This is a genomic window from Streptomyces sp. NPDC002055 (assembly GCF_040296705.1).
In the GTDB taxonomy this organism is placed as follows: Bacteria; Actinomycetota; Actinomycetes; order Streptomycetales; family Streptomycetaceae; genus Streptomyces.
In genome coordinates, this window is the sequence record NZ_JBEOXS010000068.1 from 22,400 (window position 1) to 36,389 (window position 13,990).

Below are 13,990 nucleotides of genomic sequence, written 5' to 3' on the forward strand. Positions count from 1 at the left end.
CCCGCCGCCCGCCGCACTCCGGCGGCCCGGCGGGCGCGCCGTCGCGGCGGCGGGTCAGCGCAGCAGCACGCCCGCCGCCTCGCCGCCGTTCTCCGGCGGCACGGCGACCAGGCCGAGTTCCGCCCCGCTCGCCAGCAGCGGATGGGCGGGCAGGATCCGCACCGTGTAGCCGAACGGCCCGGTGCGGTTCAGCGCGAGCGGCCCCTCGTACAGCCAGCGGCCCTCGGTGTCCCGGCCGCCCGCCGGCTTGAGCGCCACCGCCGACCCGTCGGTGATCCGGTCCTCCCCGTCGACCCGTCCGGCCACGGCCTGCACCTCGACGTCCTCGGGGGTGAGTTCGTCCAGCGCGACCCGGACCCGGAGCGAGAGCGTGGAGCCCAGTTCGGCGACGCCGCCCGTGCCGGGGGCCGTCCCCGTCTCCACATGGTCGACGGCCACCCGCGGCCAGCAGCGCCGGACCCGCGCCTTCCAGTCGGCCAGGGCCGCCGCGCTCTCCGGGTCCAGGGCGCGGTGGGCGCGGCCGGCGGGGGCGTACAGCCGCTCCACGTACTCCCGGACCATCCGGCCGGCCGGCACCTTGGGGCCGAGCGAGACGAGGGTCTGCCGGACCATCTCGATCCAGCGGTCGGGCAGCCCGCCGCGCCCGCGCTCGTAGAAGCACGGCGCCACCCGGTCCTCCACCAGCCCGTACAGGGCGTCGGCCTCCAGGTCGTCCCGCCGTTCGTCGGTGGTGGCGGCGCCGTCGGCGGTGGGGATCGCCCAGCCGAAGTCGGGCCCGGACCACTCGTCCCACCAGCCGTCCAGCACCGACAGGTTGAGCCCGCCGTTGAGCGCGGACTTCATGCCCGAGGTGCCGCAGGCCTCCAGCGGGCGCAGCGGATTGTTCAGCCAGACGTCGCAGCCCGGGTAGAGCTTCTGGGCCATGGCCATGCCGTAGTCGGGCAGGAAGACCAGCCGGTGCCGCACCCGGGGGTCGTCGGAGAACTTCACCAGCTCCTGCACCAGCCGCTTGCCGCCGTCGTCCGCCGGGTGCGCCTTGCCCGCGACGACGATCTGCACCGGCCGCTCGGGGTGGAGCAGCAGCCGGGTCAGCCGGTCGCGGTCGCGCAGCATCAGGGTGAGCCGCTTGTACGAGGGGACGCGCCGGGCGAAGCCGATGGTGAGCACGTCGGGGTCGAGGACCCCGTCGATCCAGCCGAGTTCGGCGCTTCCGGCGCCGCGCTGCCGCCAGGAGGCGCGGAGCCGTTCCCGGACCTCCGCCACCAGCTGCTCGCGCAGGGTCCGGCGGAGCTCCCAGAGGTCGGCGCCGGGGATCCGGGCGAAGGCGTCCCAGCGCGGCGCGCCGCCGGTGACCAGGACGTCCTCGGCCCGGTCGGCGCCGGCCCGGCGGGCGCCGAGCCGGAGGACCTCGGGAGCGATCCAGGTGGGTGCGTGCACCCCGTTGGTGACGGAGGTGATCGGCACCTCCCCGGGGTCGAAGCCGGGCCACAGGCCGGCGAACATCTCCCGGCTGACCCTGCCGTGCAGCGTGGAGACCCCGTTGGCGCGCTGGGCCAGGCGCAGCCCCATCACGGCCATGTTGAACAGGTCGGGGTCGCCGCCCGGGTAGGTCTCCCGGCCGAGTTCGAGGATCCGGGCGGGGTCGACGCCGGGCAGGGCGCCGCCCTCGCCGAAGTGCCGGGCGACCAGCTCGCGGTCGAAGCGGTCGATGCCGGCGGGGACGGGGGTGTGGGTGGTGAACACGGTGCCCGCCCGGACCGCTTCCAGGGCGGCGTCGAAGCCGAGGCCCGCCTCGCCCAGTTCGCGGATCCGCTCCAGGCCGAGGAAGCCCGCGTGCCCCTCGTTGGTGTGGAAGACCTCGGGGGCGGGGTGTCCGGAGAGCCGGCAGTAGGCGCGGACGGCCCGGACGCCGCCGATGCCGAGCAGCATCTCCTGGAGCAGCCGGTGCTCGCTGCCGCCGCCGTAGAGCCGGTCGGTGACGTCGCGCTCGCCCGGCCCGTTCTCCTCCACGTCCGAGTCGAGCAGCAGCAGCGGCACCCGGCCCACCCGGGCCTGCCAGACGGCGGCGTGCAGGCACCGGCCGCCGGGCAGGCCTAGGACGACCTGGCTCGGCCGGCCGTCCGGTTCGCGGAGCAGGGACAGCGGCAGCTCGTGGGGGTCGAGGACGGGGTACTGCTCCTGCTGCCAGCCGTCCCGGGAGAGGGACTGCCGGAAGTAGCCGTGCCGGTAGAGCAGTCCGACGCCGATGAGGGGGGCGCCGAGGTCGCTGGCGGCCTTGAGGTGGTCGCCGGCGAGGATGCCGAGCCCACCGGAGTACTGCGGGAGGGCGGCGGTGATGCCGAACTCCGGGGAGAAGTAGGCGACGGCGGCGGGGAGGTCGGGGTCGGCGGACTGGTACCAGCGGGGGCCGGAGAGGTAGTCCTCCAGATCGTCGGCCGCCACGGTGAGCCGCCGGAGGAAGCGGCGGTCCGCGGCGAGCGCGGTGAGGCGGGCGGCGGACACGGAGCCGAGGAGGCGCACCGGGTCGCCGCCGGCGGCGGACCAGCCGTCGGGGTCGACGGCCTGGAACAGTTCACGGGTTTCGGGGTGCCAGGACCAGCGCAGGTTTCGCGCCAGTTCGCTGAGCGGTCGTAGGGGTTCCGGAAGGACGGGACGCACACTGAATCGACGGATGGCCTTCACAGTTCTCCACCTTCGCAGGGCTCCGGCCGGACCTGACGGACGCTCACCACAGTGCGCGGAGCCTTCACTCTTCGACGGTAGCCGCGGCCTGTCGCGGCGGGACACGGCGCACGCGTGGCGCCGCCGCCCGGCGCTCGAACGGAGGCCGCGCATCGACGGGGCCGGAAACCGCCGCAACCTTCACCGGCTCCCCTCGGAAGTCGCGGATTCCCCCTGGTCCGCACCGTTGTACCGACCGGTAGTGGACGAGACGCTTTTCTCTGTCAAGGAGCGCTCGAGGAGGGGACTTCGTACATGGCCATGGCGCACCACCGCCGTCGGAGGCGGTTCGGTGCCGTGACATCACTGATCACGGCAGCGGTCCTTTCAGCCATCACCCTGCCCGCGCACGCGGCCCCCGCGGAGGGGCGCATACTCGGCGCCTACGCGCCCGGCGCGGTGGGCAGCAGCTATATCGTCACGCTGAAGTCCGGCGCAGGGGGGATCACCGCTCCCTCCACGGCGGGCCGGGACCTCCTCCGGACGTACGGGGCCCGGATACGCCACACGTACGGCACCGCGCTCAACGGCTACACGGTGCGGGCGGACGCGGCGCAGGCCCGGCGGCTCGCGGCCGACCCCCGGGTGGCCACCGTCGCGCAGGACAGCCGGGTGAGCATCGACCGCAGCCGGTCCGCCCCGCCGTCCTGGGGCCTGGACCGCATCGACCAGCCCTCCCTCCCGCTGGACCACTCCTACACCCCGCCGGCCGGCGGCGGCGCGGGGGCGACCGCGTACGTCATCGACACCGGGGTGCGCACCTCGCACCAGGACTTCGGCGGGCGGGCCCGCAGCGGCTGGGACTTCGTCGACGACGACGCCACGGCCCAGGACGGCAACGGGCACGGCACGCATGTCGCGGCGACGATCGCCGGGCGCTCCCACGGGGTGGCGAAGCGGGCCGGCGTCGTCGCCGTACGGGTGCTCGACGACGAGGGGTCCGGCACGACCTCCCAGGTGATCGCCGGGATCGACTGGGTGACCCACCATGCGAAAAAGCCCGCGGTGGCCAACATGAGCCTGGGCGGGACGGTCAGCCCGCAGCTCGACGCGGCCGTCCGGAACGCGATCGCCGCCGGGGTGACCTTCACCGTCGCCGCCGGGAACGACGGCATGCCCGCGGACCTCGCCTCGCCCGCCCGGGTAGGGGAGGCCGTCACCGTCGGGGCGACCGACCGCACCGATGCCCGGGCCTCGTTCTCCAACTGGGGCGGGCGGCTGGATCTGTTCGCCCCGGGTGTGGACATCTCCTCGGCGTGGAACACGTCCGACACGGCGTCGAAGACCCTCTCCGGCACCTCGATGGCCGCTCCGCACGCGGCCGGCGCCGCGGCGCTCCACCTCGGTGACCACCCGTCGGCGAGCCCGGCGGAGGTCTCCGCGGCACTGGTCGGCCGGTCGGCCTCCGGCAAGGTCACCGGCCCCGGTCTCACCTCGCCCAACCGTCTGTTGCAGGTGCACGACTGACCGACTGACACAGGAGTCCGATGTCTCCCGGACCGGTCCCGACGCCCTCGGCGCGGGACCGGTCCGCGTTTTTGCCGTTACGCGCCGGTAGCCCGGGCCCGGCCGGATTGCCCGCCGGTACCCCCTGGGCAGGCTCCACCGGTAGCCGCCGGCGGCACCACCGGAACCTCTCCGCACCGCCCTCGCGCAGGACCGCCACGCACCACGGAACACCCCCGGCACAGCCCGCAGGACGCAGTCGCCCACTTGAGTGAACGCGCGGACAGGAGCGGCCATGCCCGCAGCCGGCACACCGTCAACGGAGCAGATAGTAAGGACAAAGGCCCACACCGTGGCTGAAACCGCAACGCCTCCAGGTGATCCCGTGATCGGACGCATTCCCGTTCTGGACATCCGCCCGCTCGTCGACTGCGGGCGCCGCCCGGCCAAGGCGGTCGCCGGCGAGACCTTCCCGGTCAGCGCCACCGTGTTCCGGGAGGGCCACGACGCGGTCGCCGCCAATGTGGTGCTGCGGGACCCGGCCGGCCGCGCGGGGCCGTGGACCCCGATGCGCGAGCTCGCCCCCGGCACCGACCGCTGGGGCGCCGAGGTCACGCCCGACGCCGAGGGCCGGTGGACGTTCACCGTCGAGGCCTGGAGCGACCCGGTCGCCACCTGGCGCCGGCACGCCGGGATCAAGGTCCCGGCCGGGATCGACACCGAGCTGGTCCTCGGCGAGGGGGCCGCGCTGCACGAGGAGGCCGCCGCCGGGGTCCCCAAGAGCGAGGGCCGGGAGGGCGTGCTGGCCGCCGCCGACGCGCTGGGGGATCCCGCCCGGCCGGCCGCGGCCCGGCTCGCCGCGGCGCTGGCCCCCGAGGTGGTCGCCGCGCTGGACCGGCACCCGCTGCGCGAACTGCTGACCGTCTCCCCGCCGATGCCGCTCCTGGTGGAGCGCCGCCGCGCGCTGTACGGGTCGTGGTACGAGTTCTTCCCCCGCTCCGAGGGGGCCGTGGTGCGGGAGGGGGAACCGCCGGTCAGCGGCACCTTCCGCACCGCCGCCGAACGGCTCCCCGCCATCGCCGCCATGGGCTTCGACGTGGTCTACCTCCCGCCGGTCCACCCCATCGGCACCGCGTTCCGGAAGGGGCCGGACAACAGCCTGTCGGCAGGGCCGCACGACGTGGGCTCGCCCTGGGCGATCGGCTCCCCCGACGGCGGGCACGACGCCGTCCACCCCGGCCTCGGCACGCTGCGGGACTTCGACCACTTCGTGCGGAAGGCGGCCGGGCTGCGGCTGGAGATCGCCCTCGACTTCGCGCTCCAGTGCTCGCCGGACCACCCCTGGGTGAGCGAGCACCCGGAGTGGTTCCACCACCGGGCCGACGGCACCATCGCGTACGCCGAGAACCCGCCGAAGAAGTACCAGGACATCTATCCCGTCGCGTTCGACACCGACATGGACGGGATCGTCCGGGAGACGCTGCGGGTGCTGCGCTTCTGGATGGACCACGGGGTGCGGATCTTCCGGGTCGACAATCCGCACACCAAACCGGTGGTCTTCTGGGAGCGGGTCATCGCGGAGATCAACGGGACCGACCCGGACGTCGTCTTCCTCGCCGAGGCCTTCACCCGGCCCGCGATGATGCACACCCTGGCCGCCATCGGATTCCAGCAGTCGTACACCTACTTCACCTGGCGGAACAGCAAGCAGGAGCTCACCGAGTACCTCACCGAGCTGTCCGGTGACGCGGCCGCCTGGATGCGGCCCAACCTGTTCGTGAACACCCCGGACATCCTCCACGCCCACCTGCAGCACGGCGGGCGGCCCGCCTTCGAGACGCGCGCCGTGCTGGCCGCCACCCTCTCCCCCACGTGGGGCGTCTACGCCGGTTACGAACTGTGCGAGAACCGGCCGCTGCGGCCGGGCAGCGAGGAGTACCTGGGCTCCGAGAAGTACCAGCTCCGGCCGCGCGACTGGGAGGCGGCCGAGCGGGAGAACCGGACGATCGCCCCGCTGCTCACCGCGCTCAACCGGATCCGGCGCCGCCACCCGGCCCTCCAGCAACTGCGCAGTCTGCACTTCCACCCGGTCGACAACGACACGGTCATCGCCTATTCCAAGCGTGCGGGGAACGACACCGTGCTCACCGTGGTCAACCTCGACCCCCACCACACCCAGGAGGCCACGGTCTCGTTGAACATGCCGGAACTCGGCCTGGAGTGGCACGAGTCCGTCCCGGTGCGCGACGAGCTCACCGGCGAGACCTACCACTGGGGCAGGGACAACTATGTGCGCCTCGAGCCGGGCGTCAGGCCCGCGCACGTGTTCGCCCTGCGACCGTCCTCACCGATCGGAGGGTCACCCACACCATGATCGTCAATGAGCCCGTCCAGGACACCTTCGAGGACACCCCGGCGGGGGACCGGGACCCCGACTGGTTCAAACGCGCCGTCTTCTACGAAGTCCTGGTGCGGTCCTTCCAGGACAGCAACGGCGACGGCATCGGCGACCTCAAGGGCATCACCGCCAAGCTGGACTACCTGCAGTGGCTCGGGGTCGACTGTCTCTGGCTGCCGCCGTTCTTCAAGTCGCCGCTGCGCGACGGCGGCTACGACGTGTCGGACTACACCGCAGTCCTCCCCGACTTCGGCGACCTCGCGGACTTCGTGGAGTTCGTCGACGCCGCCCACCAGCGGGGCATGCGGGTCATCATCGACTTCGTCATGAACCACACCAGCGACCAGCACGAGTGGTTCCAGCAGTCGCGGACCGACCCCGACGGGCCGTACGGCGACTACTACGTCTGGGCCGACGACGACAAGCAGTACCAGAACGCCCGGATCATCTTCGTCGACACCGAGGCGTCCAACTGGACCTTCGACCCGGTGCGCAAGCAGTACTACTGGCACCGCTTCTTCTCCCACCAGCCGGACCTCAACTTCGAGAACCCGGCCGTGCAGGAGGAGATCGTCTCGGCGCTGCGGTTCTGGCTGGACCTGGGCATCGACGGCTTCCGGCTGGACGCCGTGCCCTACCTCTACGCCGAGGAGGGAACCAACTGCGAGAACCTGCCCCGCACCCACGACCTGCTGAAGCGGGTCCGGGCCGAGATCGACGCGCACTACCCGGACACCGTGCTGCTCGCCGAGGCCAACCAGTGGCCCGAGGACGTCGTCGACTACTTCGGCGACTACGACAAGGGCGGCGACGAGTGCCACATGGCGTTCCACTTCCCCGTCATGCCGCGCATCTTCATGGCCGTGCGGCGGGAGTCCCGCTACCCCGTCTCGGAGATCCTGGCCAAGACCCCGGCCATTCCCTCCGGCTGCCAGTGGGGCATCTTCCTCCGCAACCACGACGAGCTGACCCTCGAAATGGTCACGGACGAAGAGCGCGACTACATGTACGCGGAGTACGCCAAGGACCCGCGGATGCGCGCCAACATCGGCATCCGGCGGCGGCTGGCCACGCTGCTGGACAACGACCGCAACCAGATCGAGCTCTTCACCGCCCTGCTGCTCTCGCTGCCCGGCTCGCCGATCCTCTACTACGGCGACGAGATCGGGATGGGCGACAACATCTGGCTGGGCGACCGGGACGCGGTGCGCACCCCGATGCAGTGGACGCCGGACCGCAACGCGGGCTTCTCCTCCTGCGATCCGGGGCGGCTGTTCCTGCCGACCATCATGGACCCGGTCTACGGCTACCAGGTCACCAATGTGGAAGCGGCCATGAGCAGCCCGTCCTCGCTGCTGCACTGGACCCGGCGGATGATCGAGATCCGTAAGCAGAACCCGGCGTTCGGCCTCGGCTCCTACACCGAGCTGCCGTCCAGCAACCCGGCCGTGCTCGCCTTCCTGCGGGAGATCCGGCTGCCCGGCGGGGGCGACGACGTGGTGCTCTGCGTCAACAACTTCTCCCGCTTCCCGCAGCCGACCGAGCTCGATCTGCAGACCTTCAACGGCCGGCACCCGGTGGAGCTCATCGGCGGGGTGCGCTTCCCGGCCATCGGGGAGCTGCCCTATCTGCTCACCCTGGCCAGCCACGGCTTCTACTGGTTCCGGCTGCGCCGGCCGGACACCGCCCCGGCCGACGAGGGTGCCGGGATCTGACGGCGTGCCCGGGGCGGGGCGGCGCGTCCGGCAGCGCATGCGGCGGCGGCCCGCCGTCGCGAACCGGTCACCTCCGGTCCGCCCCGGCCCAACCCGGTCCGGCCCGCAGCCGGTTTCCGCCGTCCCGCCGGGGCAGCGGTTTCCGCCGTTCCGCCAGGGGAACTCGGTAACCCGTACCGCGTTCCTCGTCACCGCGCAGGGAAACCGCGCAGTGAAAACCGCGCAGGGAATAGGCCGATCGCCTGACCTGTACGGACGATCCTCACCCGACACGTCCCGCACCGCCGGACAGCCTCCCCCATTGCTTCCAGCATGGGGGTGCCCCCAAGCACCGGGGCACTGAGCGCATCGTGGTGTACCCGGGGAAAGGACGCGACGCCATGTCGGAAGGCTCGACCCGCGCCAACCCGACCCGTGCGGCCACCCCTGCGCCCGTGGCTCCCGCCGTCGGCCCCCCTTCCGCTGTCGAACCGGCCCGGGGGTTACTCCCCTCCCTCGTCCCGCTGCTGCGCGAATGGCTGCCCCGGCAGCGGTGGTTCGCGGGCAAGGGCCGGCCCATCACGGGCTTCTCGCTCGTCTCCGCGACCGAGCTGCTGCCGTCCGTGCCCGGCGGACCGGCGCCGGGCCTGCTCCATCTGCTGGTCCGCGCCGAGCAGACCGGCGGCGCCCCGCCGGACCGGCCCGTACCGCCGGACTGCTACCAACTGCTCCTCGGCGTCCGCTCCGACCCGCCGCCGCAGCTCGCCCACGCGGTGATCGGGCGGCCCGGCGGCGGGCCGCTGGACGGCCGCACCGTCTACGACGCCCTGCAGGACCCCCGGTTGGCCGGGCTGCTGCTGGAACGGCTGCGCGCGCCCGGGCGGCTCGGCGCGCTGCGGTTCACCCGCGCCCCGTCCACCACCATCCCGTCGGGGCTGCTCCCCCGGCCGGTCACCACCGAGCAGTCCAACTCCTCGGTGGTGTACGGGGATGCGTACATCCTCAAGGTCTTCCGGCGGGTGGGCCTGGGCACCAACCCCGATCTGGAGCTGCCGCTGACGCTGGCCCGGGCCGGCTGCGGGCGGGTGCCGCACCCGACGGCCTGGTTCGAGACGGACGCCGGCCCGGCGGGCGGGCCGGGCGGGCCCGGCCGGGCGTCCGGCGTCCCGTACGAGGTGCCCTCCGAAGCCACCGCCCCCGGACCGGCCTGGGACTCGGGGCCGGGCGGGAACTCCGGGCCGGGAAGGGACTCCGGTCCGGGCACGGTTCGGGAGGCCGCGGGCCGGGAGAGCGTGGTCCGGGAGGGCGTGGTCCGAGAGGGCTCGGTCCGGGAGGGCTCGGTCCGGGAGAGTGTCGTTCGGGAGAGGGCGGTTCGGGAGGCCGCCGCCGCGCCCGAGGCGGAGCCGATGACGCTGGGCATTCTGCAGCCGTTCCTCCCCGGGTCCGCGGACGGCTGGCAGCTCGCGCTGAACTCCCTGTCCGTACGCGCCGACTTCACCGGGGCGGCCCGGGCCCTGGGCCGGGCCACGGCCGAGGTACACACCGCGCTGGCCTCGGCGCTGCCCACCGCGGTGCTGCGGCGGCAGCAGATCGCCCTGCTCGCCGCGGGGATGACGGAGCGGCTGGAGGCGGCCGTGGCGGCGGTTCCCGCGCTGCGCCCGTACCGCGAGCCGCTGCGCGCGGCGTTCGACGCGTTCGCCGCCCTCGGCGGGCGCGGACGCACCTGGCCCGCCCAGCGGATCCACGGCGACCTGCACCTGGGCCAGACGCTGCGCACCGCGCACGACGGCCGCTGGGCGCTCATCGACTTCGAGGGCGAGCCCGCCCGGCCCATCGCCGAGCGGCGCCGCCCGCAGCCGGTGGCCCGCGACATCGCCGGGATGCTGCGGTCCTTCGACTACGCGGCCCGCACGCACCGGCCGGCGCCCGGCTCCTCCGCCTGGTCACAGGAGTGGGCGGTGCAGAATCGTGCCGCCTACTGCGAGGGATATGCGGAGGCGGCCGGCGCCGATCCGCGCGACGAGCCCGAACTGATGCGCGCCTACGAGACCGACAAGGCCGTGTACGAGGTGCTGTACGAGGCCCGGCACCGGCCGGACTGGCTGCCGGTCCCGATGGCCGCGATCCACCGGCTCGCGGGGTTCGGGGACGGGGGGCCGCCGCCCGAGGTGTCGCACACCCCGGACGCGCGGACCGCGCCGGAGCCCCTGGGCGCGCGCCCGGCCGGTGCGGCCCGCTCGGGCGGTGCGGATCGCATGGGCGGTGCGGATCGCGCGGGCGGTGCGGATCGCGTGGGCGGTGCGGCGCGGCCGGACGGTACGGCCCTCACCGGTGATGCGGACCGCGCAGGGGGTGCGGCCCGCCCAGGGAACCGGCCCGCGCCGGGAGTTCCGCCGGCACCGGGAGCTCCGCCCTCGCCGGGAGTTCCGCCAACACCGGGAGTTCCGCCGGCACCGTCCGTATGACCCCCGAGGAGTCCGGGTCAGCCGTCCCCGGCGGGGTGGCGGTCCGGAGCTCCGTCCGACGCTCCGGCTCCCCTGTCCAGGAGCGCCCCCGCCGCCGCAGGGCGTACCCGCCCCGGCTCGATCCTCTTGAGGAGGACCCACCGTGACCCCCCGTCGCAGCTCGTCCGACCCCCGTCCGTCCCCGCCGCCGGCCGCGGCGCCCGGCCCGTCCGGCGGGCGGCAGACGTCCGCCGCCCCGTCGACCGGGCGCACCGAGCGCACCGCCGGGCGCACCGCCACCGAGCGGCAGCCGGACGACGGTGCACCCGCCGCCGGGGCCCGTGTCACCGCGCGCGGTTCCGGCGGCTCGGCCGCCGCCTCCCGGAAGCCCCGGCCGACCGCTCCCGGGAGGCCGACGGCGCCCGGTGGCTCGGCCGGTGACGCTGCCGGTGGCGCCTCCGGTGGTGCCGGTGGTGCCGGTGGTGCCGGTGGTGCCGGTGGTGCCGGTGGTGCCGGTGGTGCCGATGACGCGAAGGCCCCGGCCGGTGCCTCGCGCACGAGTGGTGCGGCTACCGGTACTCCGCGGGCCGCCGGTGCCTCGCGGGCTGCCGCTGCGCCCGCGGCGGCCGACCGCGGGCCGGGATCCGGCGGCGCAGCGGGGCCCGGCAGCGCGGCGGGGTCCGGCAGCGCGGCGGGGTCCGGCAGCGCGGCGGGGTCCGGCAGCTCGTCGGCGGTCGGCAGCCAGTCGCCATCCGGCAACTCGTCGCCGTCCGGCGGTTCGTCACCGTCCGACACCGGCCCGGCCACCGGCAGCGGCCAGGCGGTCGGCAGCGGCCCGACCGGTACCGGCCCGGCGGCGGGCAGCGGTTCGGCGAGCGCGCCGGTGACCGCCTCCGGGCGCGCGGGCGTGCGGCCCGCGCCCCCGCTGGAATCCGGTGACCGGGACCGGCTGCTCGGCGGAGCGCACCACGATCCGCACGCGCTGCTCGGCGCCCACCCGGCGCCCGGCGGGGTGGTGTTCCGCGCCCTGCGGCCGTTCGCCCGCTCCGTGGCCGTCGTCGCCGAGGGGCTGCGCGCCGAGCTGGTCTCCGAGGGCGACGGTCTCTTCTCCGGTTTCCTGCCGCTCAGCGAGATCCCCGGTTACCGGCTGCTGGTGTCCTACGGCGAGGACGACGGCAGCGACGACAGCGACGGCGAGCCCGCGCACGACCCGTACCGCTTCCTCCCCGCGCTCGGCGATCTCGATCTGCATCTGATCGGCGAGGGGCGTCACGAGCAGTTGTGGCACGCGCTGGGCGCCCGGCCGATGGCCCACCAGGGGGTGGCGGGCACCCGGTTCACCGTCTGGGCGCCCAACGCCCGCGGCGTCCGGGTCACCGGTGACTTCACCGCCTGGGACGGCACCGGCTTCCCGATGCGCTCCCTGGGGTCCTCCGGTGTCTGGGAGCTGTTCCTGCCGGGCATCGGCGAGGGGACCCTGTACAAGTTCGAGATCACCCGGCCCGACGGGTCCCGCAGCCTGCGCGCCGACCCGATGGCCCGGCGCACCGAGTGCCCGCCGCGCACCGCCTCGGTCGTCGCCGCCTCCCACCACACCTGGGAGGACGAGGAGTGGCTGCGGCACCGCGCCGACCGGCGGGTGCACGAGGCGCCGTTCTCCGTCTACGAGGTCCACCTGGCCTCCTGGCGGCCGGGGCTGAGCTACCGGGAGCTCGCCGAGCAGCTGCCCGCCTACGTCAAGGACCTCGGCTTCACCCATGTCGAACTGATGCCGGTGGCCGAGCACCCGTTCGGCGGTTCCTGGGGTTACCAGGTCACCTCGTACTACGCGCCGACCGCGCGGCTGGGCACCCCGGACGACTTCAAGCACCTGGTGGACGCGCTGCACCGGGCCGGGATCGGGGTCATCGTCGACTGGGTCCCGGCGCACTTCCCGAAGGACGACTGGGCGCTGGCCCGGTTCGACGGGACCCCGCTGTACGAGCCCGCCGACCCGGCCCGGGCCGAGCACCCGGACTGGGGCACCCTGGAGTTCGACTACGGCCGCCGCGAGGTCCGCAACTTCCTGGTCGCCAACGCGGTCTACTGGTGCGAGGAGTTCCACATCGACGGGCTGCGGGTGGACGCGGTGGCCTCGATGCTCTACCTGGACTACTCGCGCGAGTACGGCCAGTGGTCCCCCAACGCGCACGGCGGCCGGGAGAACCTGGACGCGGTGGCCTTCCTCCAGGAGATGAACGCCACCGTCTACGGGCGCTGCCCCGGTGTGGTGACGATCGCCGAGGAGTCCACGGCGTGGGACGGCGTCACCCGGGCCACCCACCACCCCGGCCCCGGCGGCTTCGGCGGCCTCGGGTTCGGGCTGAAGTGGAACATGGGCTGGATGCACGACTCGCTGGGCTACGTGCAGCACGAGCCGGTGCACCGCAGGTACCACCACCACGAGATGACGTTCTCGATGGTGTACGCCTACAGCGAGAACTACGTGCTGCCCATCTCCCACGACGAGGTGGTGCACGGCAAGCAGTCGCTGGTGACGAAGATGCCGGGCGACTGGTGGCAGCGGCGCGCCGACCACCGGGCGTACCTCGGCTTCATGTGGGCCCACCCCGGCAAGCAACTGCTGTTCATGGGACAGGAGTTCGCGCAGGGGGCGGAGTGGTCGGAGGAGCAAGGCCCGGAGTGGTGGCTGCTGGACGACACCTACCACTCGGCGGGCGACCACCGCGGTGTCCGGGACCTGGTCCGCGACCTCAACCGGACCTACACGCAGACGCCCGCGCTCTGGGAGCGCGACACCGACCCCGCCGGGTTCGCCTGGGTCGACGGGGACGCGGCGGAGGACAACGTCTTCGCCTTCCTGCGCCTGGACGCGTTCGGCAATCCGCTGCTGTGCGTCAGCAACTTCTCGCCGGTGGTGCGCCACGGCCACCGGATCGGGGTGCCCGGCCGCGACGGCGGCTGGCAGGAGGTCCTCAACACGGACGCGGCGCGGTACGGCGGCAGCGACGTCACCAACCCGGACCTGCTGAAGGCCGAGGCGACACCGTGGCACGGGCGGCCGGCGAGCATCACGCCGGTGCTGCCGCCGCTGGCGACGGTCTGGTTCCGGCCGGTGTAGCGGGGCCGGGCCGGGTCCGTGCGGAACGGGGCCGGACCGGACGACGCAGGGCGCCGGGGCCGCGGATCACCTCCGCGGCCTGCTGCATCAGCTCCTGGTCGATGCCGAGGCGGCCGGCGGTGTCGACGATGACCACGTCGTGCTGCTTGCCGCGGGCGAACTCGAT

At 74.1% G+C, this 13,990-nt stretch carries 6 protein-coding genes and 1 pseudogene; 5 read left to right on the forward strand and 2 right to left on the reverse strand.

Going from position 1 to position 13,990, the window contains the following annotated elements; all coding sequences use genetic code 11:
- Positions 1-54: 54 nt before the first annotated feature.
- Positions 55-2,682, reverse strand: coding sequence for an alpha-glucan family phosphorylase (gene glgP / locus ABT112_RS29750; protein WP_351514813.1), 2,628 nt, complete (start codon positions 2,680-2,682; stop codon positions 55-57).
- Positions 2,683-2,976: 294 nt separating this feature from the next.
- On the opposite strand from glgP, the gene ABT112_RS29755 reads away from it, so the two are divergent.
- The 5 genes from ABT112_RS29755 (at position 2,977) to glgB (ending at position 13,824) form a co-directional block, all read left to right on the forward strand.
- Positions 2,977-4,188, forward strand: a complete 1,212-nt coding sequence (locus ABT112_RS29755; RefSeq protein WP_351514815.1) for a S8 family peptidase — start codon at positions 2,977-2,979, stop codon at positions 4,186-4,188.
- A gap of 364 nt (positions 4,189-4,552) precedes the next feature.
- Complete coding sequence (locus ABT112_RS29760) at positions 4,553-6,541, forward strand: alpha-1,4-glucan--maltose-1-phosphate maltosyltransferase (RefSeq protein WP_351514817.1); 1,989 nt, start codon at positions 4,553-4,555, stop codon at positions 6,539-6,541.
- On the forward strand, positions 6,538-8,280 hold the full coding sequence (gene treS / locus ABT112_RS29765) for a maltose alpha-D-glucosyltransferase (RefSeq protein ID WP_351514819.1): 1,743 nt from the start codon (positions 6,538-6,540) through the stop codon (positions 8,278-8,280). The genes ABT112_RS29760 and treS overlap by 4 nt, the downstream gene beginning before the upstream one ends.
- Before the next feature lie 380 nt (positions 8,281-8,660).
- Positions 8,661-10,724 carry a maltokinase N-terminal cap-like domain-containing protein gene (locus ABT112_RS29770; protein ID WP_351514821.1) on the forward strand — a complete coding sequence of 688 codons (2,064 nt, stop codon included), beginning with the start codon at positions 8,661-8,663 and terminating at the stop codon, positions 10,722-10,724.
- Positions 10,725-11,586: 862 nt separating this feature from the next.
- Entirely contained in the window at positions 11,587-13,824 is a 2,238-nt protein-coding gene (gene glgB / locus ABT112_RS29775) for a 1,4-alpha-glucan branching enzyme (protein WP_351514828.1), read from the forward strand.
- A gap of 67 nt (positions 13,825-13,891) precedes the next feature.
- Here glgB and ABT112_RS29780 read toward each other — a convergent pair.
- Positions 13,892-13,990 (reverse strand): annotated as a pseudogene (locus tag ABT112_RS29780) (hypothetical protein); the annotation flags it as partial.

Bases quoted from the DNA above. Each gene is read 5' to 3' on its own strand.
- ABT112_RS29755 (WP_351514815.1), top strand. From the start codon at position 2,977: ATGGCCATGGCGCACCACCGCCGTCGGAGGCGGTTCGGTGCCGTGACA.
- treS (WP_351514819.1), top strand. From the start codon at position 6,538: ATGATCGTCAATGAGCCCGTCCAGGACACCTTCGAGGACACCCCGGCG.
- ABT112_RS29770 (WP_351514821.1), top strand. From the start codon at position 8,661: ATGTCGGAAGGCTCGACCCGCGCCAACCCGACCCGTGCGGCCACCCCT.